Here is a 21,528-nt window from a genome sequence, read left to right on the forward strand (position 1 = left end):
AGTGTTTATTCCTGACTGCCTGACCGACAGGTTGCAGCATCCTTTGCAATCAGAGTCCTCTACAATAAAAATCAGGAAGAAGGTGTTGATGTGAAAAGTGATGTCGCACTAAAGCAGAGCCGGATTCAAAAATGTATATATGTCTTCCTGAGCGTGATGCTCGGCTTTGCCGCCTTCTCGTTCTGGCCGACGGCCTATGCAGCTGCACCAACAAGCAATCTGGCACCCGCTGCCGTAGAGCAATATGCAGAACAGCAAGCACAAGCACTCGGCACGTCCAATATAGACTGGCTTGCTGCCCGGCTGGATTATTATCCACTGGGGCCAGGTACGCATGGCTGGTATGTTCAAGCGAGCATTCAAAACAAACGTATCGGGTATATGATTATTTCGGTGACAAGCGACGGGCAGCTTACCCTTACCGAGTATGGTCAGGGCGAACAAGCTCTGTATGATAACGAGCTGCTGGGACAAGCCTTGGAGCGACTTCATCTGAAGCAGACAACGGTGCTCGCTGCCGGCGGGGAAATTACAGCGCGTTATGCTCCTCCCCTGCTCGCATACTGGAAACTGGAACGACCCAATCAGGAAGCCTTGTATCTGGATGCAGCCAATGGTGATTTGTTACCTGCCAATACGTTACAGCGCCTGGAGCGTGATGCACATGTCCAATCAGGGGGGCTTGCCGAGTTGCTCAAGCCGCAGGTCATGTCCACTGTGAAGCCGGGAAGAACAAGCACGGTGCACAAGCACCCCGCGTTTGATCCTTCCATACAGCTGGCGTGGCTTACATCTGAACCGCTCCAGCCTGCTCACATTCAGAGATGGCTTCAGTATAATCAACGCGAGGCGCTGGTCTTCTCAGCAGGGGAGCGCAATCTATTTTACGGTGGTCCGCTGCCGGTAAGCGGGCATCAGCTCTGGCACACTGGGGATATAAATGCTATGGACCCTGAGGAGTCTGATTCCGTTCTTTACGTGGCCTTAGGCGGCATATACTCGGTGCAACGATTTGTATCTTTACACACACTGTGGAATGATGGACACTTTTATATCCTGAACCCCTAGCAACCAACCTATAGATTATTCAAAGTATAAAGTACTCACTATGCCATCATAACTCATCTCAAAGAAGACGCATTCCTGTTCACAAGGAGCGCGTCTTCTTTATGTGCACGACAGATTTATTACAACCCTTTCGATAACCATCCGTCATGTGTGTTCTCTTTTTTTCGCCGAGCGGTGCTTACGATGCTTTAATTTCATGCTGCTTTCCTTTTGACCAACCCACAGGGAGAACGCAAACGGAATCATGCCAAACCACTTCATCGCCCATGGTTCTTTCCTTCTGCTCTGCGCTTTTCGTTCCTTCCGCTCATCCTTAGGCGTATCCATATAATTTACAACACGCTGTGTAATGTATTTAACAAGCTCATCACTTTTAGCCATATCGCAGCCTCCTTTACGCACTATTCATGAAGGGACGTTACCTCTATTGTGCGCAGGACGTGGTCAGCCTAAACATTTTTTTGAACAGCCGCGTATGAAATACATCAGAATGCACAGTCTAATGCCAAAGCTATCCACAACGTCCCGGATCTGCTACAGATCCCTAATTCATGAAGGAGAGTGTGTGTCCATGTATAAGCTGCTGGTCGCAACAGCGGCCCTGCTGATCAGTTTTCATTCTTTTGCCGGCACAGAACTATGCTTCGCTTCACTGTCGGTTCAGGTCAAGCCATCTCCAGTCTACCAGCCCTCGATGATGCCAATCACGGACGGAGATGCTTACCGCTCAAGCCATCATGCTTTTGCAGCACCAGTGATTCTGCTAGATGTCGGACATGGCGGTATTGATGGCGGGACAACCGAAGCCGGAGTTCTGGAAAAAGACATTAATCTGGCGATCAGTCAAAAAATTTACCTGTTGCTCCGCAGTAAAGGGTATGCGGTCATCATTAATCGTCTGGGCGATTATGCGCTCAGTGATGAGAACCGCTGGTTAAACAGCCGTTCTCGGCACATAAGAGATCTGGCACAGCGTAAAAGCCTCAGCGAGGAAGTAAGCACCGATATCGTTGTCAGCATTCATGCGAACTGGAGCCCGCGTGCGGCTACTCATGGACCTGTTGTTCTGCACCAGAACGAAGGTCGCAGCTATTTGCTTGCGCAATCCATTCAGGATGCGATGAACCGTTCTTGCGGCACACATCGTGAAGTAGTATGGGGAAAGCCTTTTTACTTGCTGAATTATGTGAAGCAGCCTGCGGTCATTGTGGAGACCGGATTTCTAAGCAACGCCGCTGATCGAGCCAGAATCAGTGATCCGAAAGAGCAGAAACGAATTGCACAATCTATTGCAGACGGCATTATTTATTATCTGTCGGTAGTGTAGGCTCCGCCTGCCAGTGCCATACATCGCGCACCAGATCACCGATGCCGATAAACTTAACCTGATTTTGCAAAGCAGCTATCGACTCACGAATCACGGCAGAGGTATTCATGCCTGTATGCCCCACATGCCCGATGACAACGCAGCTTTGTTTGTCAACCGCACGCTGGGCAGCGAGATTAAGCTGTTTACGAATATGCGCCTTGGTATTCTGATCGTCCAGGAAAATATCATTACCCACAGGCGGCATGTTTTTGGCTGTGGCAAGTTCCCCGACAACGGAACGAAAATTGGTCCGGCTATCCACAAAGAACAGGCCACGCTCCCGGCATACATCCAGCACAATGGACATAATGCGTTTGTCAGACGTAATTTTGGAACCCATATGATTATTCATGCCGATGGCATAAGGGACATCATCAATCGCTTTTTCCACATGCTCCCGAACCTGCTCATCTGTCAGATTGGAAGTAATTGCTCCCGGCCCGAGCCATTCGGGTCTCCCCTTCTTCGGTTCCATCGGCATATGAACAATGACGTCCATTCCTTTTTCATGCGCAGCCGTTGCATCTTTCTTGGTTGTTTGCAAAAAAGGCATTACCGCCACTGTCAGCTTGACGGGCATATTTAATATTTCTGAGGTGCCTTTCATGTCATTGCCCACATCATCAATAATGATCGCCATTCGATTGGGCTGAGAAGTTGAAGCGTCATTCAGTCGGGCAGCAATATCCGCTCCGCCGCCTGTTACACTGACTACACTTGCTACACAGAGCAAAGTAACCCATCGAAATGCCCTCGTGACAGAAACAGAATACGTGTACCCGCTATTTTTTTGCTTGATATCCTTTTCCTTCATGCCCTGCTGCCTCCTTCTGAACTTCGTGTTCTCATTGTTTGATTCCATCGACACTTCTATGTAAGCTCCCTTTCCCAATTCATTCTAAAGTCTAAGCACAACGCCAAAAAGCCTGCATTAGCAGGCTTTACGCTGGACTTGCACCTTGCTGCCTTAATGAACCAAAGATGGTTCACACGGACATTTCGTTGACAGAAATGTGAATTGTTATAAATTAAACAATGTATTTGGCAAGCTCACCCGAGTCGTCCGTGAAGTGCACGATGGATTGATAGGTGCCTAGATTAACGGTTAATCTGCATTGAACATGTTCCTGCTGCCAGCGCAGACAGACCTGATCATCCGAGGACTCCAGCACGCTGAATTCTCCTTGAAACGCTTGATGTGTATTGCGGAAACGGATCAGCTTCATCAGACGTTGCACATGGGATGCCTGGCACAAAAAATTGAATAGCTCGTGCAGCCAGATAGGCATTTTCATCCTCATTCAAAGCACTGTAATATGTGCACCGAATCTGGTGTACATTAAAGCCATTCCGCGAGCGGTGCATCCAATGTCAGTTGAAAATCAGCCGCCCGATAGAAAATGGGGATCGGTGTAGATTTGCTTTTGCTAACGACAACTATGCTTGTTGCTTCACTCACTCGTTTAATGCTGTCAGTATCCATACCCGCTTGCTGCAAGCGGCTCAGCAAAAAGGTGCCAAATCCGTCCTCACCGACAGCTGAAGCGATACGCGAACGAATCCCAAGCCGCCTGACATTAATGGCAATGTTGGAGGGCGCTCCTCCGAAAAAGCGGGTATATCCATCCGATCCAGCATGATCACCATATTCATCAGATATCATATCAACCAGCAGTTCCCCGATGGCCAAGAGATCATTGGTTCGACTCTCCAGCTTTATGCTTTCATCCAGCCCAAACATCCTGATTCCTCCCCCGAATCCTCCTTTGTATATTCGAAAATCAGCCGGTGTTATCACTAATCACTCTTCAAGGCTTGAGTCAGACGTTCAATATATTCGTTTCGAATACGCTGACTGCTCTCCGCTTCTGGGACAACATGCTCTGACGCATGATAACACCCGGGATACAGATGAAACTCAACCTGCACACCCGCTCTGGCCAGACGAGCAACATAGTCCATAATCTCATCCCTAAACAGATCCAGCTCACCTACGCAAACGTAAGCAGGAGGCAGATCTGCGAGATCCGCAGCAAGGTTAGGGGAAGCATACACAGGTACATTCACCTTCAGGTCCTGACCGAGATACATCTCCCATGCTGCCACATTATGAGCCCGGTTCCATACCGAAGGATGCGTGATCTCATAGCTGGACGGAGTCACGTTCCGATGATCTAGCATCGGGTAGAGCGGCATCTGGAAGCATAGCTTCGGTCCTTGGCGATCTCGGGTCAAAAGAGCAAGCCCAGCAGCCAGTCCTCCTCCGGCACTGGCTCCTCCGACAGCAATCCGGCTCCGATCTATTTTCCGTGCTTCTGCCTCACTGGATATCCACTCCAGCGTTGTATAACAGTCCTCAAGTCCCGCAGGATAAGGATGCTCCGGTGCCAACCGATAATTCGGCGAGACAACGATGCAGCCCGCACGTATCGCAAAATCTGCACAGAGCCGGTCATCCCCCTCGGGTCTTCCGAGTATCATTCCACCGCCATGAATCCACAACAGGGCCGGCTTCTCTGCTGTCTCTGTATGTGCGGGGGTATATATGCGGAGCTGGAGCTCATCCCCATGTACTCCACGGATATATACATTTTCAATCTCCACATCATCAGAAACCTGAACAACTGGTGCCGCATCGAGTCTTGCCTTCATCAGGTCCTCTGGTAGCTGAAAGACCGCAAGCTCATGCAGACCCGCTCGCAGTTCTGGAGCAACTCTATTTATGAAATTCATTCTGTATCCTCCTGACGTATTGACAAGCTTCATTTGGGGTCAATATAAGTTGAACCTTTCTGGTTTATTCTGTTCTCTCCGTTAACCTGTAAATGAATGTTCGACTTATATAGCATTCGTTCGAAGTTTATCTTAATCTTGTGTCAACCGGTTGACACAAATGCTATACAGAAAGTGTGCTTTCTGCAAAAGCACCCCCTGTTATGTCGTCTCACGTTCTACCAGCTGCACCGGAAATAGGTTCGTACTCGAAATTTCTTCTCCATTAATTTGCTTGACCACAAGCTCGATAATTCGTTCAGCCATGGGCTGAATCGGCTGCCTTACACTACTCAGGCGCGGGCTAAGCAACGATGCAATCTTGACATCATCATAGCCTATAATTTTCATCTCCGTAGGAACACGTTTCCCTGCATGACGGGAAGCCTGCAGGGCCTCCGCAGCAATAACATCACTGCTTGCAAAGATGCCATCCACACCTGGATGCTCCTCCAGAAAACGTATAATTTCTTCTTGAATCTCCTGCTCCTCCTTCGCGGAAGCATCCAGCTGCAGATGAATGGGATCAAACCCCGCACTGCGCATCACTTCCTCATACCCCTGCGCCCTTCCATTAGCAAGTAAAGCCACATGGTGTGGGCCGCCAATGCCTCGATAGAGAAAAGCTGGCTGTTTACACTTCTTGTCCAGAAGCAGCTGTGTTGCCAGCCTGCCCCCCATCTCGTTATCCGAGGAAACGACTGGAATATTGTCTGCCACTTCGCGATCAAGTGAAACGATAGGCAAATTCAAATTGAGATAATGCTCCACTTCAAGCAGCGAGCTGCCTGTAATGATGGCATCGACCTTGTTTTTTTTCAACATATCCATATATTTGCTCTCTTTGCGAACATCCCGATTGGAGTTACACAAGAGCAGCTTATATCCCGATTTATCTGCGTAATACTCTAAATAATAGGTCATCTCACTGAAAAAGGGATGAGACACATCGGGAATAATCAAGCCGATCATGTTCGATTTTCTGCGAAATAACGCTCGGGCCATCTCGTTGGGCTGATAATTGAGCTCTTTCATTACACGGTACACCTTTTCGCGGGTTTCCTCGCTAATGTACCCCCTGTTATTCAGCACACGGGACACGGTTGTGACCGACACTCCCGCTTGTTTGGCAACATCATCAATCTTGGGCATAACCGTTAACCACCTTGCTCTTTTTAATCCATTATAAGCTTATTCCTCATGCATTTCACTCCAGCCGCCCCGTTCCTACTTCAGTGCTCCCTCTGTAATCCCCTTGATAATCTGCTTCTGCAAGAGCAAATACATGATTAATACCGGGATAATGGTCATGATTAATCCAGCCATAAGTGGTGCGTAATCCACGGAGTAGGACGAGAAGAAGTTGTACGTAGAGAGCGGCAGCGTTTTGTGTTCAGGCGATAACAGCACCAGACTTGGTAACAGATAGTCATTCCAGATCCACAAGACGTCGAGCACAATCAAGGTCACAAAAACCGGTCTTAGCAAGGGCAGCACAATCTGAAAGAATGTACGCAAGCGTGAGCTTCCCTCAATAAAGGCGGATTCTTCAAGCTCAAACGGGATGCCCTTGATGAAGCCATGGAAAGTAAACACACCGAACGGAACACCAAAGCCCAGATACATAAAGAGCAGTGTCACCTTGGAGTCCAGCAGGCTCATGTTGCCGTATAGCATCACCAGCGGAATCATTAACACCTGAAACGGCAGTGCCAGCGAAGCCAGCATCGCATAGAAAAAAATGCTGTTGATCCGCCATTTAAAGCGCACAAACAAATATCCTGTCATCGAGGAGAAAAAGAGAATTAGCACCACTGAACCAACTGTAATCAGCAGCGAGTTCAGAAATCCGTCCATAAAATTCATATTGTCGAATGCACTCGTGTAATTGTGCAATTGAAAACTTGTTGGAAATGATAGTGGATTCTCTACAAATTGCTGGGTAGACTTGAACGAGTTCATAATGATCAGCAAAAATGGTGTTAAAAATACGAATAACAAGACATACAGCAATATTTTTTTCAGCGACGGAAGGAATTGGCGGTTAGTCATCAGGATTCAACCTCCAGTCTCTTCAGCAAATACGATTGTGTCAGCGCAATGATGGCTACGACGGCAAACAGCACCACAGCCTCTGCCTGACCAACCCCGTATTGGTTAGATAAAAACGCCTTTTGCACGATATGATAGGTCGCGAGTTCCGTCGAGTTAAAGGGGCCACCTTTGGTCAGCGCAAGGTTGATATCGTAAGTTAGAAATGATCTGGATATGGAAATGAATACACAGATCACGATGGCCGGGATTGTCAGCGGCAGCATAATTCGGCGAATCGTTGCCATCCGGCTTGCTCCATCAATGCTGGCTGCTTCCAGTACATCATTCGGCACTCCGGCGAAGCCAGCGATATAAATAATCATCAAGTAACCAATCAGCTGCCATGAGGTTGTGATGACCAGTGCCCAGAAGGCTGTATCCGTGTTTGTTAACCAAGAGGTTTCGAACCAGGACCAGCCATACTTCTCACCCAGATAAGGCATTACCTGCGAGAATAACGTCTGCCACAAATATCCGAGAATAATGCCGCCAATCAGATTGGGTGTGAAAAAACCTGTACGCAGCCACTGCTCTCCTCTCCCGCCGCCGGTCAACGCCAGAGCGATAAAAAATGCGATTACATTGGCAATAATAACCGTGAAAAACACATACTTGAGCGTGAACCATAACTGAGTCCAGAACACGGTATCCTGCCAAACCGCAATGTAATTCGATAAACCGATGAAGCTGTTATCCCCGGTACGAACATCCCAATTGGTAAACGTAAGATATAATCCGACAATAAACGGGATCACAACTACTGCAAGAAAAGCGATAATGGAAGGACCTCCAAAGAGCAAGAAGGTTCCCGCATTTCGCAATCGTATTTTTCTATCCATGTTGACCTCCTGTGTATCCCTTGGTTACGTCTTGATGAATGAAGGATGTGCACCTCTAACGGCACACATCCTCTTGATCACGGGTTAGTTGTTTATTTGCCTGCCTGGCTGGCCCAATACGCCTGCACTTCATCTGTCAATCCTTTGCGATCAATTACGCCTGCAAGATATTTCTGCATGGATGCACCTGTTTTCGCCCAGTAATCCTGCGGCAAATAGTTAATCACACTAATATTCACCACTTTACCTTGGTCTACAAAACTACCCACAGCCTCGGATAAAATGTTGCTGCTTTTCACTTTGACATCCTTGTAAGGTAAAGCCAGACCCATCTGTGCTACAATGGCGTCCTGCCCTTCATCACTTGTGACCATCCACTGAATAAATTCTTTGGCTGCAGCCTGCTGAGCCTCGGTGGAGCCAGAGTTATCAATCGCAAACAGCTTCGGTTCGCTGTAGGCTACTTGTGTATTGCCGTAATCTTCCGGATTGTTACTGATTGGCACCGGCACAATGCCGAACTCCTTGTCGCGGCCTTCCAGATTACCAATAACAGCCCAAGTCCAGTCACCCATGAAATAAAAAGCTGCTTCGCCTTTGGCAAAATCAGTGCTGTCTTTGGTGTAATCTGCCACTAGCGGGTCTTTGCTGCGTGCGTTATATTTTTTCAGCAGATCAAAGGTATCTATCAATCCGTTATATGCGGCATTGTCAGCAAGCTTCGCCGTTCCAGTTTCAAGATCCTTTACGAATTTGCGATTGTCATCCACATTGCTGGATTGCAGGGAATATGTCAGTCCCAGATAATGCGCTCCAAGCGACCAGTCTGCGCCATGAAGCATAACAGGCGCTTTACCTGCGGCCTCTACCTTTTTGAAAACGGCCTCCAGATCATCACGGGTTTTGATACTGCTCGGATCAAAGGACCCCCCCATTGCCTCTTCCACTACACGTTTGTTGTACAACAGTCCGTATCCCTGTGCCGTCCATGGAATACCGAGAAATTGTCCGTCCAGCAGTGCTCCGTCTACCGCTCCTGGTTTGGTCAAGCCTTCATATGTCGCCTTTTCGGAGTCCAGATTGAGGAATTTGTCTTTATATTGCAAGATCGTACCTGCATCCAGATTCGCAATCGTTGCCGGATTACCTGACGCAAGCAGGGATTGGAACTTCTCCAGCTGCGCTCCGCCAATCGGGGTTGGAATCAGCTCAATGGTTACATTGGGATGCTGCTCATGATACGTTTTGAACAGCTTTTCAAACACGCCATTGACTTCAGCGGAGGTGTTAAAAAAGGTCAGTTTTACCTCCTTGGAAGACTCATCAGCCTTCTTGCCCGAATCCTGTGATGAAGATTCTGTTGTTTTACCTTGTGAACAGGCTGTAATAATCAACATCAGTAACAATACGCCAACAAACGGTACCCATTTCTTTTTCATGTCTCAACTTCCCCCCTGGTGTTTGTTATGAATGCGCATACATTTCGAATGCAGATTTATCATAAACGTTCAGCAGACAGTATGTCAACCGGTTGACATACCTCTCTAAAATATTTATTTTGTCGATTTCACACGTTTATATCTCTTTTCATACAAAAATAGTGGAAATTTTACATACAACTGCAATTTGTAGGGTATTTTTCATCGCGGTTATATGGTAAAATTTTCAAATCAACATCAATATTCAAATTTTGACGACAGAGAGGAAGTGAGCGCGAAGCCTTGTATTGCTGCCAAGCAAGCATATGTATGTTTTTCTTGACCAGCTTTTGGAGTAACACTTAATCTGAGGAGGGTAACGTATGAAGATGGGATTCAAATTTAAAAAATCAGTAAATATTTTGCTGGCCTGTTTAACCGCATTGCCGCTTATGTTGACTCCAACTCAAGTGTCTGCAGCAAGTGATGCCAACATCAATCTGTCCTCTGAAAAGCAGCTCATCAAAGGATTTGGTGGTATCAACCATCCTGCTTGGATCGGTGACCTTACGGCAGCACAACGTGAAACCGCTTTTGGTAATGGTCAGAATCAGTTAGGCTTCTCCATCCTTCGTATCTATGTTGACGATAATCGGAACAACTGGTACCGCGAAGTAGCTACGGCTAAACGGGCAATTGAGCAAGGTGCTCTCGTCTTCGCTTCACCTTGGAACCCGCCAAGTGATATGGTTGAAACCTTTAATCGCAACGGCGCCAGCGCGAAACGCTTGAAATACGACAAATATGCCGCGTATGCGCAGCATCTGAATGACTTTGTTACCTTTATGAAAAACAATGGGGTAGACCTCTATGCCATCTCGGTGCAGAACGAGCCGGATTATGCTCATGACTGGACGTGGTGGACACCACAGGAAATTCTTCGTTTTATGAAAGAAAATGCAGGTAGCATTCAGGGCACTAGAGTTATGGCTCCCGAATCCTTCCAATACTTGAAAAACATATCCGATCCGATTCTGAATGATCCTCAAGCACTGGCTAATATGGATATTCTGGGCGCACATACGTACGGAACTCAGATCAAGGACTTTGCATACCCTCTTTTCAAACAAAAGGGAGCAGGTAAAGAGCTGTGGATGACCGAAGTATACGTCCCGAACAGTGACAACAATTCCGCTGACCGCTGGCCAGAAGCACTGGATGTATCCTATCACATGCACAATGCGATGGTTGAAGGGGATTTCCAGGCCTATGTATGGTGGTATATTCGCAGACAATATGGACCGATGAAGGAAGACGGCACAATCAGTAAGCGTGGTTACAACATGGCTCATTTCTCCAAATTTGTTCGTCCAGGCTATGTTCGTGTAGATGCAACCAAAAACCCGGATACCAATACTTACGTTTCGGCTTATAAAGGAGACAATAAAGTTGTCATCGTCGCAATTAACCGAGGCACCTCGGCAGCTAGTCAGCGGTTTGTGCTGCAAAATGGCAACGCCTCAACTGTATCCTCGTATGTAACAGACAGCAGTCGTAATCTGGCAAGCCTTGCACCGATTAATGTTTCCAACGGTGCCTTCACAGCTCAGCTTCCAGCACAGAGTGTAACAACATTTGTTGCTAACCTCTCTGGTGGTAACAGCGGTGGTGGTAATGTAAACACCGGCACCACATATGAAGCTGAGACCGGAACAACGTTGACTGATGCCGTGGTTGAAACCCTTTACCCAGGATATACGGGTTCAGGATATGTGAACTTTAACGCGTATACCAATTCGGCCATTGAATGGAATGCCATCAACAACATGACAACAGGTACCAAAAACGTCAAGTTCCGTTATGCGCTGGAGAGCGGTACACGCAATCTCGACATTTATGTTAATGGCACCAAAGTACTCAGCAATGAGCCCTTCACCGAAACCGGAAGCTGGTCTACCTGGGGTGAGAAAACCATTCAAGTTGCTATGAACTCAGGAGTGAACACCCTTCGCATTGTTACCACCGGGACAGAGGGACCGAATATGGATAACATTACAGTAACGGCCTCCTAATACGGAAGCGTTTGGCGGTACAATGCCGACCAAATGGAAGCCAGAAATATAGATTAATCTCAATCTCGGTTACTTGATCCAAAAAATTAAAAAGGTTCTTTCAGGATTGCCCTGAAAGAACCTTTTCATGTTATGCGGTCGAGAGGACTCGAACCTCCACGGGGGGTTAGCCCACACGGACCTGAACCGTGCGCGTCTGCCAATTCCGCCACGACCGCATATTCAGTGTTACAACAATTATTATCGGCGACAAGAAATAATATATCACGCGCTATTTCTCTTGTCAACACTAAAATAAAACCAAAAAGTGCGAACCAGATGCAGATCTGATTCGCACTTTTTTAATTTGCTAGATGAAGGCAGGAGCTTGAAGACCTCTCCTGTCTATATCATTACAGCTTGGACGGCCAGCTGCCATACCATGCATACCCGCCTCTTCTTTCCTTTTCAATATCACTAAGCTTATATTTTACAATTCCGTCACGACCGACAAAGATCGGTTTGTCTGTGCCCAGCTCATAGAAACGCGCCCAGATCGGTGCTGCACTTGAATCCGCTATAATCCGGCTGTCTCCATTGCCTCTTTCATAGCGATAGCCTGTAATTTTCACTTTGTTAAACCAAGCCTCTGCCCCTTTGATGGAGGCCGTGATTCTGGAATTGGACGGTCTGGTTTTCAGAAACTTCACAATACTCACACTTTCAGCCGCCGTTAATGAAGGCACTTCATAAATTCTGCCTCCCGCTGGTTTAAGTGAGCTCGCATCATGCTGCTGCCCCCATACCGTAAGCTTACCACCGGATACTACCTGTGTATTCAGAATCGCATCCACACCTTTGGATACCGCATTTTTACTGCGATTCGCAAGTGAACTGTCGATAAAGGAGAAGTCCCCTTTGCGGGCTGCAACCTCATCAAGCATGTACATGACATTGATCATAGCCTCGTCATTATACGTAATATGTGCATGATAGCCAGAGCTTTGATACACCTGTGGCCATCCGCCATTCGAATACTGCATGTTCAGCAAAAAGTTAATTCCCTTGATTGCAGCAGCCGAGTATCGCGGATCATTTGTTTTTTTGAATTCACTTGCAAGTCTTCTAATCTCTGAGTATGTAGCTTTGTTATCAATCGTTGATTTGGCCCACTCACCCGATGTCTGGCTATAGTCCTTTCTCCAGCCCCCATCAGGACGCTGATTTTTCAAAATATCGGACATACTTGCCGTTGTACCTGAGGCATCAGCCGCAGACACCGTTGCTACTGGTAAAACTGCCATTCCCACTGCAGAAAAAACCATCGAACACGCGAGCACAAACGTAACCAATTTTTTCCGTTTCAACATACAACACGCTCCTCATTTTACAAATTTTTATCGCTCATTCACATGTCTATCTGCTGACCATTCTTTCATGCAAGGTCTCTATTCATCGCACGGGTCATCCAATAAAATCTATTTAAATACAAAATTTGTATTTAATATTTTTATGATATGCAATAAAGTATATTTTGTCAATATATGCAATAAAAATCAAATTCCCATTCTAAATCCACATCCTGCATCCAACTTTTAGCTCTTGACAGATCGGTTTAATAACCAACTTCATACCCCACAAAACAATAATGACTTTTTTGTAATCTTTGCCATCAAAATACCACCAGAATTATGACGAAATTCGATAATTCCGCTAACATTGAACCGAAAAGAAGCTATATAAACAGGTTTGACAATTACGTATTTATGCAATATAGTTTCAAATAGTTACAAAAACTTAATTATTCATTTGCCGAGTTTCAGGATTGAAAACGGGGGAACCATTTTGGGTGAATTATTCTTATACATAGGAAATATAGGGAACCTTCTACCGAACCCTTAGCTAACTCCGTAGGCATCGAAGGGAGAACATTGATTTTGAAAAAATTGCTTATTTCCATTTTTGGCGCTGCTGTACTATTTACATCCGGGGCAACAAGCACAGAGGCAAGCACAATTAATACGGTGGTTAACAATATGACAGGAATCCCGTACAAATGGGGCGGCACAACTATGGCTGGCTTCGATTGTTCCGGGTTTATGAGATATCTATTCAACAAATACAGCATCGAACTGCCGCGCACTTCACAGCAGCAGGCCAAAACAGGTACACCCGTAGCGAAAACCAACATTCGTACAGGCGACCTGGTATTCTTCAATACAACAGGCAAAGGCGTATCACATACAGGTGTATATATCGGTGGAGGTCAATTTGCACATGCGTCCAGCAGCAAAGGGGTCAGCATAACCAAGCTCTCCAACCCTTACTTTAACGACCGTTATGTGACAGCTAGACGGGTTACAGGTCAGTTTATGTACAACAAAATGATTGGAAAATTATAGAGTTTATTTTCCATACAAAAGAGAGGCTCTGGTACATGCCAGAGCCTCCTTTCTATTTTCCATACATATAGACCACTTGCTCTTGAACTATTGCAGCGCCTTTTGCACCCGCATAGCCCCTTGTGACAAGGCATGTCCGCCTCCAACAGCCCCAGCGACAGCAACCGTCTCCATAATCTCCTGATCGGTCGCTCCCTTGGAGCGGGCCTCCTGCACATGATAGAACGTACATACTTCATTGTTGGCAAACAGACCGATACCAAGCGCAATCAGTTGCTTCGTTTTGGCATCCAGCACACCTGGCTGGAAGCACTCTCCTGTAAACTCGTGATACGACTTCACCACATCCGGCAGTACATCGCTTAATGCGCCAATCTGATCCTTGTACGCATGAACCTTATCATTCATTAATGTCATGGCTTGCAGCACACCCTTTCGGCTGTAAATACAGCGAATTTTTCCACTGTACCTATCTTCTCTCGGCTGTGCGGCAATTATGCCAGGTCATGATGGTAATTCCAAGCATATGCCTGACTCGAGGATCATGTTTATTCCCCCAGAACACTTTGACGAGGCTCACTGAACAGCTGGTAGTGATAGCGGCGATCCAGCTTGACCACACGACGATTCTGACGGCGAATCAGCACCTGCGCTTCGTCCCAGGCCACCACAATGCCGGTCACATCGTTAGACTCCAGCTCGTCCCTTACAACTCTTACCTTTTCCCCTGACAACCGCAGGGCATCCAACTCTGTATCACTGATCATGTTCTGAACTCCTATATTCAAATTCGTTTACAAAAAGAGACCTAAATGAAAAGTCATTTAGGTCTCACGTGACTGTATTGGACTGTCATGTCATTCGAAGAAAATGTCCCGACTGAGAGTTACCGCTGCGCGTGCTCTTTGCTGTCGTTCTTCTCGAACCAAAAATCTAGCACTTTGGCGGACATCACACGTTCTTCAAGGTACTCTACTTGGTGCGGTGTAAATTGTTCTTTCCAAGAGAAGGACAACTCTTCACACAAGCCTACAATCGTCAGCAATTCTGACCAGGCAACATAGCGTTTGTACCAGAAAAATTGAGGATGTTCAATCATATAGGGATAAAGGTCATCGAATTCCGTATGTTTACAATCCAGGGCACGTTCAAAATGAACTTTCGATTCCGCCAGCTTATCAATAAAAAATTGGTCTGTTGCCGGTTGGTTCCCCATGGTGTTGCCTCCTCTCCCTAACATACCCTCATTATAAAGGAAATCCGCAGCCATGCAAAGGCATAGTTCAAAAATTAGGCCCTATTTCCTTCAAAATGTCACATTTCGTTATCGTCAAATTGCACAGTACCATTATTTAATGAACGAATGCGTACAAGAGCCTCCACCGGAATGCCCTGCTCACGAATCGTGCGCGCACCGGCCTGGAAGCACTTCTCCACAACTACACCGAAGCCAACCAGCTCCGCACCGGAACGTTCAATGATTTTGATAACACCACGAGCGGCATCTCCATTCGCAATAATATCATCAATGAACAAAATGCGGTCATTTTCATGAATAAATTCGCGTGAAACCATAATGTCCGTTACAATCCCTTTCGTAAAGGATGGCACACGTTCACAGTAGGCATCAGGATCGGCCAAGAGCGTTTTTTTGCGACGGGCAAATACCAAGGGCACCCCCAGCTCATGCGCTGCGGCAAATGCAACCGGAATGCCAGAGGATTCAACAGTAATGACTCGTGTCACACCACTTTCGCGAAAACGCGCTGCAAACCGTCGTCCCATCTCCATCGTTAATGCAGGATCAATCTGATGGTTCAGAAGTCCATCCAGCTTCAAAACCTGATCCGAGATGACGACTCCTTCTTCTAAAATTCGTTGTTTTAATATATCCATGATTTGACCTCCCAAGCCTATCCTATGAGGTTTAAAGTATCATATATCCCACTGCAAGTTCAAGCGAAATCCAGCACACTTCCATATAACAATGACAATCCACATCCCCGTTCATCCTGCTGTCATGAGTTTTATGGGTCAAGCATACCCTGTACTATGGTACCCGCATGTCCAATGAATCCCGGGACCTGAAAGGGGTAACATATGAAACAGGCATTCCGGGTGCTGCAGATTGCATTCACTTATATCGGAACTGTTGTTGGCGCCGGGTTCGCCACCGGACAGGAAATACTGCAATTTTTCACACAGTATGGCAAGTGGGCCACCATCACCATCGGATTGTCCACCCTGCTCTTTGTCTGGCTTGGCACCAAGATGATGCTAATCGCTCATGATACAGGTTCCCGCTCATACGAAGACCTGAATAAACATCTGTTCGGCCCCAAGGCGGGCGGGTGGATTACCTGGGTAACCCTGATCGTGCTGATCGGTGTAAACAGTGTGATGCTTGCCGGAGCAGGCTCTGTTTTTATGGAGCATCTGGGGCTGCATTATCAAACCGGTTTGATCATCACTCTGGTAGGCACGTATCTGCTTCTGGGACGCGGAATGCGGGCCATTTTGCAAATGAACAGCATTGTCGTGCCGATGATGCTGCTGCTCTCCTTAACGATGATTTTCAGCACAGTCCATCACCCTGGTGCCCTGCGTTTTATCACCCTTACGACAGATAACAATCCGGTTCAGATCTGGTTATCCCCCCTGCTGTACACGGCATTCAACCTCGCTCTTGCTCAAGCAGTGCTTGTACCCGTTGGGAACCAGATTAGTCATCGCAATACGCTGAAATGGGGCGGTATTGCAGGCGGGATCGGCGTAGGCTTTATGCTGATGGCGGCTCATTTTGCCATGTCGGCACATATGCCGGGCATCACCCAGTTCGAAATCCCGATGGGGAGCATTGCTTTTCAATTAGGCTGGATTGTGCAATCAATCTATGTGTCACTGATTTTTATGGAAATCTTCACGACCTTTGTTGCCGACATCTATGGGATGACGCTACAGCTCAGACAGCATATCAGCGTGCATCCCCGATTAATTACATTAACCATCATGCTGCTGTGTTACTCACTCAGTCAATTCGGCTTCAGCTCACTGCTATCCATCCTGTATCCGATCTTTGGCTGTATGGCACTGTTCTGGGCCATCAAGTTACTCTTGAATCGGTGGGGAACGTTTCGTCGCCGAAATAATGTATGAGGAAATCGACCAACAGTTACCTTTCATTCGAAGGTCTTACTGACCTTTGACATTTATTCAAGAGTTTATTTCATTATAGCTCCATCACGCAGTGTGTGACGGTTACCACGCAGGCTGTTTATGAAGTCCGTTCAGAAACAGCTATACCCTCCGAGAAATTGTATTATCTAATATCCTCATCGTCATATTGACCAACCAAAAAGCCGCTGTATCACCTACAGCGGCTAATTTCATTGCTCTGACCCTTCTCAGGCTTCCGCCTGAAACTGCAGATACATCTTTTTCAATTCATTCACCGATCTCCCCAGCGAATAGTGCGTTTTGGCCTTTTCACAGGCCGAACGAGCCAGCTCATAGCGATAAGCCGGATCAAGCATCACCTTTTCCAACGCCTCTGCCAGAGCAGATGGGTCTTCCGGCGGTACAAGCAGACCGTTAATACCGTCCTCAATCTGTTCGGGTATCCCGCCTACCTCTGTACCTACGAGAGCCAGACAGCTCAGTGCTGCTTCAGCAAACACAGAACCGAAGGCTTCTGCACGCGATGGCAGCACAAACACATCAAAGAACGGCATGAACTCTTCTGGATGCAAGGTATATCCATAGAAAATAGTCTCATTATATATGCCCAGACGCTGAGCCAGCTCCTCCAGATCAGGGCGAATCGGTCCATCCCCGATAATGTGAAGCACATAATCATGACCTTTGTCTTTAAGCTCTGCACAGGCCTTGAATAAAATGTCCAACCCTTTAGCTGGAACGAGACGGCAGACCGTTACAAGCTGCGTCACCGCATTGTCATGAGGAATCGGCTTGAAGCGTTTCTCATCAAACCCGTTAGGAATAATTCCGATCCGGTCCGGATGTTTAACATAGGGGGCCAAATATCGGCGGAAGGAATCCGATACCGTTAACAAACGATCAGCTCGATGCTCAAGCTCCCCATAGATTGATAGCAGGAACTGATGCTCCAGCCCGTTCGGCTCAATACGCCCGTTAAGAATAAGCTCTCGTTCGTAACTGGAGTGAATCGTTTGAATCAGTGGAGTGTCAGGAAACACCGACTTCATGGCAAGACCTGCAATGGGATGATGTGCATGAATCAGATCATAGGGCTTCTGGATGCGAAGCCGGGTCCACCATAAATAATCGCGATACGTCTGAATATATTTTTGCACAACAGGACTATCTCCATAGATGGTCCAATCAAACGTTTGAAACTGTACCTCCTCCTGCCCTTTATTCCGAATGCGCTTCGGCAGGGAAAACAAATCCATCTCCCACCTCGGGCTTGTGAATCGCTCCTGCAGGTAAGGAATCATAGAGGATACTCCCCCGGGCTGCTCCGGAGGAAAGAATAGCGCCTGTAGCAACTTCAACGTGATTATCCCCCTTTCCAGCTTCATTTCTTTTCTTCTACATGTATTTATGATATATCAGAACATATGTTGGGTAAAGAAGAACCAGTTCATGCTCAGCTCAGCCCTTTACACGAAGAAGTGTATTTTCATGCATTTTATTGCATATCATTACTGTCCATTATGACATAGAAAAGCTTGAACATCTACCGTTTATGCGTAACAAATATGAAGTGGTATATACATGATATTCATACAACTGATCATAAAGACGTCCCTGCATCATATTTCCAGCTTTGAAGGCCTGCTACTGTATTCGTTAAAGCTCAACTGCTCGCTCATACATGCTGAAGCCGTCTGATTCATTAACGAAGCTGAATCCATTCCTTGCATAAAAAGCATTTAGCGTAGCATTACTTGCTCCGCAATCCAGCCTTACAAGAGATTTATGTTCAAATTTAATGCCATTGATGGACCACAGCAGAATGGATTTCCCCAGCCCCGTATGTGCATATTTTCTACGGATGGCGAGCCGGTGCAGGTAGAGCGCCCCATCCAGAGCGTGAGCCTTGTCTCCCCATAATTTGCAATCCCATGGACTCGGCTTCTGCATCAGAATGACCATGCCTGCGATTTCTGCCTCTTTTTTAAAAATAAAAACGTCTCCCCGCCGAATCGCGGCCGGTGTATTATGAGAATCCTCTCCGTCCAGGAGCGCGCTCCATTGGGAAGAGCCCTGGCTTTGCAACCATAACGCTGTCTCTAGAAGCAGGGATTGCACATCGTCCGTATCTTCTGGCCCAGCCTGCACCGCTCGAAAATTGTCATGAATGGATTCACTGTGAATGTTGAATGTGTGTGTCACTGTATCCCCTCCCCTTCCCGGCAGCTCTCTTCATGTAAAATTAAACTAATCGTACTATACCGGGAAATCCATGACTCGTCAAAATCAATAAAAAAAGGATAAAAGGCCTGTGCCTCTTACCCTTCCACTCTGGCTTCATCTATAATCTGATTGCGATATAACATGGTGAGATGCAACGTGTTGAATTCAATCTCCTTGTTCAGTTCCCGCATCAGCACTTCTACCAGCGTTTTGCGCTGCACGCTTGTTCCTGGCACATCATAATCCATGAAACCGGTGAGATCCGCATGAGACATATCAATGGTTGCTGTGCCTACCGGAAGCCCCCCACGCTCTTGAACATACAGATCGTAAACTCTGAACTCCCGATCCCTGCTTCTAAGCATGACATAACATGTTTCCTCCGCTTCTTCCATCTCGGATGCACTCCACGTTAATCCATGCCGTTTATCATTAACATTTACAACCTCTGTTTCATCATATGCATCTTCAAAATTTGTTTCACCATATTCGTCCTCATCTGCGAAATCTTCATCATCTTCAACATCACGATGCACCCACTCAAGGTTCTCCAGTTCATTTCCCTGATACCACATGCGAATCGTAATCGTATCAATGATCTCCTCGTCCAGCTCCCTGACAAGCAGCTCAGCCGCAGCTTCCTGCAGTGCTTCATCCGGCTCCTCGTACCAGTGGATTTCTCCCTGGGCGTCAGCCCCATACTGCTTCAGCGCCGCTTCTGCCATTTCCTCGCCTTCAGCGTCATTGAATACATAAGTTGATACACTTCGCCCGGAACTTACCATCTCCATCTCCAGCAGATGCTTCGGATCTTCGTATGTAAAAGAGTCATCCCGAGCTGCAGGAATTATGTTCACCTCGTCAGCTACACCATCGTCATGACCCTGCTCACCAAGCGGCAGACCATATCCAGTTGCCGGGCTGCTGCTCATATCAGACTGTTGCAGAACTGTATGCAGTATGCCACGGCTCACCAACACTTCATAATGCGAAGCCCCCACGGCATCTGCAAGCATACGAATATACCTTTCCGCTTTATCTGTAATAAGCCGCTCTACCTGATTATCTATCGCTTCCTGATCCAGCTGCAGGCTGCCCAACAGCCGATCTCCCTCCCTATATACGAGAACAAGTGAGCCTGCATAGCGGCCATCGACCATAATATCCTGCACTTCACCTGATGCAGTACGCAAATCTGTCGTCAGTTCTACCTGCTTCATTGCCAGTCCTCCTCATTCCTAACGTATCCTCTTAGGATGTCCTGGGAAGCAGTCGTTTATGAGGTGATCAAACTATACCGACAAAATATACTTGTGGATGGCATGCGCAACCCCTTCATCGTTGTTGGATAATGTAACTTCGTCGGAGGCGGCTTTGACCTCCTCTGGAGAGTTATCCATCGCAATACCCTTTCCGGCAAAAGTCAGCATCGTAATATCATTATAATAATTGCCTATGGCCATAATCTCGGAGGAAGCGATGCCTTTGGAATCAGCCAATCTCTTGAGCGCCGCTCCCTTGGAGGCTTCCGGGTGCATCAGATCAATGAAGAAATCCCCGCTGCGTGTCATGTAATACGGAAGATTCCAGGCCGTCCATTCACGTTGAACCTCGTCCATCTGCTCAATAGGGCCAAATGCCGTAAACTTGGCGAGTGGTTCGTGCATATCGGCCCAACGAGGCAGCTTGAGAGGCTCAGCCAGAAAATTATAATACATCTGTCTGACTTGCAACTCCAAGCCTTCAGGCTGATCCACATACAGTCCAAACGCCGTATTGATGTCAAAATGCACTCCATTCTCACGACAATACGAAATAATAGGCTCCAGCCCTTGAGTATCCAATGCAAATTGATGAACAACCTCACGGGTCTCTACCTGCGCTGTTACCGCACCATTATGTGTAATGACATAACCATCCAGACCCATCTGCTTCATAAAAGGAATCGTGTTGCCCGGTCCACGCCCGGAGCAAAGCACGATCTCCGCCCCTTTGCGCGAGGCTTGAATCAGAGCTTCCTGTGTCCGCTCAGTCAGCTCATGATCATCATTCAGTAAGGTTCCGTCTACATCCAGCGCAATCAGTTTATAAGTCATATGATCTCATCCCCATCTG

General features: G+C 47.0%; 23 protein-coding genes, 1 tRNA gene and 1 riboswitch. Of the genes, 5 read left to right on the forward strand and 19 right to left on the reverse strand.

Annotated features, from left to right (window positions below):
• Window positions 1–90 precede the first annotated feature (90 nt).
• On the forward strand, window positions 91–1,068 hold the full coding sequence (locus DFQ00_RS01310; RefSeq protein WP_110893380.1) for a hypothetical protein: 978 nt from the start codon (window positions 91–93) through the stop codon (window positions 1,066–1,068).
• 144 nt (window positions 1,069–1,212) lie between these two features.
• On the opposite strand, the gene DFQ00_RS01315 is transcribed toward DFQ00_RS01310, so the two are convergent.
• Window positions 1,213–1,449, reverse strand: coding sequence for a YqzE family protein (locus DFQ00_RS01315; protein ID WP_110893381.1), 237 nt, complete (start codon window positions 1,447–1,449; stop codon window positions 1,213–1,215).
• A gap of 190 nt (window positions 1,450–1,639) precedes the next feature.
• Between DFQ00_RS01315 and DFQ00_RS01320 the strand changes: the two genes are divergently transcribed.
• Complete coding sequence (locus tag DFQ00_RS01320) at window positions 1,640–2,395, forward strand: N-acetylmuramoyl-L-alanine amidase family protein (RefSeq protein ID WP_110893382.1); 756 nt, start codon at window positions 1,640–1,642, stop codon at window positions 2,393–2,395.
• Here DFQ00_RS01320 and DFQ00_RS01325 read toward each other — a convergent pair.
• The 8 genes from DFQ00_RS01325 to DFQ00_RS01360 form a co-directional block, all read right to left on the reverse strand.
• Complete coding sequence (locus DFQ00_RS01325; RefSeq protein WP_110893383.1) at window positions 2,370–3,251, reverse strand: divergent polysaccharide deacetylase family protein; 882 nt, start codon at window positions 3,249–3,251, stop codon at window positions 2,370–2,372. The two genes, DFQ00_RS01320 and DFQ00_RS01325, sit on opposite strands and share 26 nt — an antisense overlap.
• Window positions 3,252–3,465: 214 nt before the next feature.
• Window positions 3,466–3,726 carry a hypothetical protein gene (locus tag DFQ00_RS01330; protein WP_208643737.1) on the reverse strand — a complete coding sequence of 87 codons (261 nt, stop codon included), beginning with the start codon at window positions 3,724–3,726 and terminating at the stop codon, window positions 3,466–3,468.
• 50 nt (window positions 3,727–3,776) lie between these two features.
• Window positions 3,777–4,178 carry a carbohydrate kinase family protein gene (locus DFQ00_RS01335; protein WP_244213654.1) on the reverse strand — a complete coding sequence of 134 codons (402 nt, stop codon included), beginning with the start codon at window positions 4,176–4,178 and terminating at the stop codon, window positions 3,777–3,779.
• Between the two features lie 56 nt (window positions 4,179–4,234).
• A complete protein-coding gene (locus DFQ00_RS01340) occupies window positions 4,235–5,170 on the reverse strand; it encodes an alpha/beta hydrolase (RefSeq protein WP_110893385.1) in 936 nt (311 codons plus the stop codon).
• Window positions 5,171–5,371: 201 nt separating this feature from the next.
• Window positions 5,372–6,361, reverse strand: coding sequence for a LacI family DNA-binding transcriptional regulator (locus tag DFQ00_RS01345; RefSeq protein WP_110893388.1), 990 nt, complete (start codon window positions 6,359–6,361; stop codon window positions 5,372–5,374).
• 75 nt (window positions 6,362–6,436) lie between these two features.
• The gene (locus DFQ00_RS01350) at window positions 6,437–7,261 is read right to left on the reverse strand and encodes a carbohydrate ABC transporter permease (protein ID WP_110893391.1); all 825 of its coding nucleotides are present in this window, start codon (window positions 7,259–7,261) and stop codon (window positions 6,437–6,439) included.
• On the reverse strand, window positions 7,261–8,142 hold the full coding sequence (locus tag DFQ00_RS01355) for a carbohydrate ABC transporter permease (RefSeq protein ID WP_110893392.1): 882 nt from the start codon (window positions 8,140–8,142) through the stop codon (window positions 7,261–7,263). Before DFQ00_RS01355 ends, DFQ00_RS01350 begins: the two co-directional genes overlap by 1 nt.
• A gap of 92 nt (window positions 8,143–8,234) precedes the next feature.
• The gene (locus DFQ00_RS01360; RefSeq protein WP_110893394.1) at window positions 8,235–9,581 is read right to left on the reverse strand and encodes an ABC transporter substrate-binding protein; all 1,347 of its coding nucleotides are present in this window, start codon (window positions 9,579–9,581) and stop codon (window positions 8,235–8,237) included.
• A gap of 368 nt (window positions 9,582–9,949) precedes the next feature.
• Here DFQ00_RS01360 and xynC point away from each other — a divergent pair, with 368 nt between their 5' ends.
• Window positions 9,950–11,632: a glucuronoarabinoxylan endo-1,4-beta-xylanase XynC gene (gene xynC / locus DFQ00_RS01365; protein ID WP_110894049.1), complete on the forward strand. Its 1,683-nt coding sequence runs from the start codon at window positions 9,950–9,952 to the stop codon at window positions 11,630–11,632.
• Between the two features lie 133 nt (window positions 11,633–11,765).
• Here xynC and DFQ00_RS01370 read toward each other — a convergent pair.
• Both DFQ00_RS01370 and pelA read right to left on the reverse strand, forming a co-directional pair.
• Window positions 11,766–11,850: transfer RNA gene (locus DFQ00_RS01370), tRNA-Leu, on the reverse strand.
• A 174-nt stretch (window positions 11,851–12,024) separates the two neighbouring features.
• Complete coding sequence (gene pelA / locus DFQ00_RS01375; RefSeq protein WP_110893396.1) at window positions 12,025–12,981, reverse strand: pectate lyase; 957 nt, start codon at window positions 12,979–12,981, stop codon at window positions 12,025–12,027.
• A gap of 430 nt (window positions 12,982–13,411) precedes the next feature.
• A riboswitch (cyclic di-AMP (ydaO/yuaA leader) is annotated at window positions 13,412–13,543 on the forward strand.
• A 5-nt stretch (window positions 13,544–13,548) separates the two neighbouring features.
• Here pelA and DFQ00_RS01380 point away from each other — a divergent pair.
• On the forward strand, window positions 13,549–14,013 hold the full coding sequence (locus tag DFQ00_RS01380) for a C40 family peptidase (protein ID WP_110893398.1): 465 nt from the start codon (window positions 13,549–13,551) through the stop codon (window positions 14,011–14,013).
• 87 nt (window positions 14,014–14,100) lie between these two features.
• On the opposite strand, the gene DFQ00_RS01385 is transcribed toward DFQ00_RS01380, so the two are convergent.
• From DFQ00_RS01385 to DFQ00_RS01400, 4 genes are all read right to left on the reverse strand, one after another.
• Window positions 14,101–14,430, reverse strand: a complete 330-nt coding sequence (locus DFQ00_RS01385; RefSeq protein WP_110893400.1) for a carboxymuconolactone decarboxylase family protein — start codon at window positions 14,428–14,430, stop codon at window positions 14,101–14,103.
• A 131-nt stretch (window positions 14,431–14,561) separates the two neighbouring features.
• The gene (locus DFQ00_RS01390; protein ID WP_110893401.1) at window positions 14,562–14,780 is read right to left on the reverse strand and encodes a hypothetical protein; all 219 of its coding nucleotides are present in this window, start codon (window positions 14,778–14,780) and stop codon (window positions 14,562–14,564) included.
• 119 nt (window positions 14,781–14,899) lie between these two features.
• A complete protein-coding gene (locus DFQ00_RS01395; protein WP_110893402.1) occupies window positions 14,900–15,229 on the reverse strand; it encodes a hypothetical protein in 330 nt (109 codons plus the stop codon).
• Window positions 15,230–15,327: 98 nt separating this feature from the next.
• Window positions 15,328–15,909 (reverse strand): xanthine phosphoribosyltransferase, encoded by a 582-nt coding sequence (locus DFQ00_RS01400; protein WP_110893403.1) that lies wholly within the window; start codon window positions 15,907–15,909, stop codon window positions 15,328–15,330.
• Between the two features lie 204 nt (window positions 15,910–16,113).
• Between DFQ00_RS01400 and DFQ00_RS01405 the strand changes: the two genes are divergently transcribed.
• Entirely contained in the window at window positions 16,114–17,169 is a 1,056-nt protein-coding gene (locus tag DFQ00_RS01405) for a YkvI family membrane protein (protein ID WP_110893408.1), read from the forward strand.
• A gap of 248 nt (window positions 17,170–17,417) precedes the next feature.
• On the opposite strand, the gene DFQ00_RS01410 is transcribed toward DFQ00_RS01405, so the two are convergent.
• The 4 genes from DFQ00_RS01410 to DFQ00_RS01425 all read right to left on the reverse strand — a co-directional run bounded on the left by DFQ00_RS01410 (window position 17,418) and on the right by DFQ00_RS01425 (window position 21,509).
• Window positions 17,418–18,548 carry a glycosyltransferase family 4 protein gene (locus DFQ00_RS01410; RefSeq protein ID WP_110893410.1) on the reverse strand — a complete coding sequence of 377 codons (1,131 nt, stop codon included), beginning with the start codon at window positions 18,546–18,548 and terminating at the stop codon, window positions 17,418–17,420.
• 298 nt (window positions 18,549–18,846) lie between these two features.
• A complete protein-coding gene (locus DFQ00_RS01415) occupies window positions 18,847–19,392 on the reverse strand; it encodes a GNAT family N-acetyltransferase (protein WP_110893412.1) in 546 nt (181 codons plus the stop codon).
• 116 nt (window positions 19,393–19,508) lie between these two features.
• Window positions 19,509–20,633: a hypothetical protein gene (locus tag DFQ00_RS01420; protein WP_110893414.1), complete on the reverse strand. Its 1,125-nt coding sequence runs from the start codon at window positions 20,631–20,633 to the stop codon at window positions 19,509–19,511.
• Between the two features lie 72 nt (window positions 20,634–20,705).
• On the reverse strand, window positions 20,706–21,509 hold the full coding sequence (locus tag DFQ00_RS01425) for a Cof-type HAD-IIB family hydrolase (protein WP_110893416.1): 804 nt from the start codon (window positions 21,507–21,509) through the stop codon (window positions 20,706–20,708).
• Window positions 21,510–21,528 lie beyond the last annotated feature (19 nt).

Origin of the sequence: Paenibacillus barcinonensis (assembly GCF_003217495.1) — a bacterium.
Classification (GTDB): Bacteria; Bacillota; Bacilli; order Paenibacillales; family Paenibacillaceae; genus Paenibacillus; species Paenibacillus barcinonensis.

Coding starts and splice junctions, on each gene's coding strand:
- DFQ00_RS01320 (WP_110893382.1), top strand. CDS start 1,640: ATGTATAAGCTGCTGGTCGCAACAGCGGCCCTGCTGATCAGTTTTCAT.
- DFQ00_RS01400 (WP_110893403.1), bottom strand. CDS start 15,909: ATGGATATATTAAAACAACGAATTTTAGAAGAAGGAGTCGTCATCTCG.
- DFQ00_RS01345 (WP_110893388.1), bottom strand. CDS start 6,361: ATGCCCAAGATTGATGATGTTGCCAAACAAGCGGGAGTGTCGGTCACA.
- DFQ00_RS01425 (WP_110893416.1), bottom strand. CDS start 21,509: ATGACTTATAAACTGATTGCGCTGGATGTAGACGGAACCTTACTGAAT.
- xynC (WP_110894049.1), top strand. CDS start 9,950: ATGGGATTCAAATTTAAAAAATCAGTAAATATTTTGCTGGCCTGTTTA.
- DFQ00_RS01395 (WP_110893402.1), bottom strand. CDS start 15,229: ATGGGGAACCAACCGGCAACAGACCAATTTTTTATTGATAAGCTGGCG.
- DFQ00_RS01405 (WP_110893408.1), top strand. CDS start 16,114: ATGAAACAGGCATTCCGGGTGCTGCAGATTGCATTCACTTATATCGGA.
- DFQ00_RS01360 (WP_110893394.1), bottom strand. CDS start 9,581: ATGAAAAAGAAATGGGTACCGTTTGTTGGCGTATTGTTACTGATGTTG.
- DFQ00_RS01350 (WP_110893391.1), bottom strand. CDS start 7,261: ATGACTAACCGCCAATTCCTTCCGTCGCTGAAAAAAATATTGCTGTAT.
- DFQ00_RS01325 (WP_110893383.1), bottom strand. CDS start 3,251: ATGAAGGAAAAGGATATCAAGCAAAAAAATAGCGGGTACACGTATTCT.
- DFQ00_RS01385 (WP_110893400.1), bottom strand. CDS start 14,430: ATGACATTAATGAATGATAAGGTTCATGCGTACAAGGATCAGATTGGC.
- DFQ00_RS01355 (WP_110893392.1), bottom strand. CDS start 8,142: ATGGATAGAAAAATACGATTGCGAAATGCGGGAACCTTCTTGCTCTTT.
- DFQ00_RS01390 (WP_110893401.1), bottom strand. CDS start 14,780: ATGATCAGTGATACAGAGTTGGATGCCCTGCGGTTGTCAGGGGAAAAG.
- DFQ00_RS01335 (WP_244213654.1), bottom strand. CDS start 4,178: ATGTTTGGGCTGGATGAAAGCATAAAGCTGGAGAGTCGAACCAATGAT.
- DFQ00_RS01315 (WP_110893381.1), bottom strand. CDS start 1,449: ATGGCTAAAAGTGATGAGCTTGTTAAATACATTACACAGCGTGTTGTA.
- DFQ00_RS01330 (WP_208643737.1), bottom strand. CDS start 3,726: ATGCCTATCTGGCTGCACGAGCTATTCAATTTTTTGTGCCAGGCATCC.
- pelA (WP_110893396.1), bottom strand. CDS start 12,981: ATGTTGAAACGGAAAAAATTGGTTACGTTTGTGCTCGCGTGTTCGATG.
- DFQ00_RS01420 (WP_110893414.1), bottom strand. CDS start 20,633: ATGAAGCAGGTAGAACTGACGACAGATTTGCGTACTGCATCAGGTGAA.
- DFQ00_RS01340 (WP_110893385.1), bottom strand. CDS start 5,170: ATGAATTTCATAAATAGAGTTGCTCCAGAACTGCGAGCGGGTCTGCAT.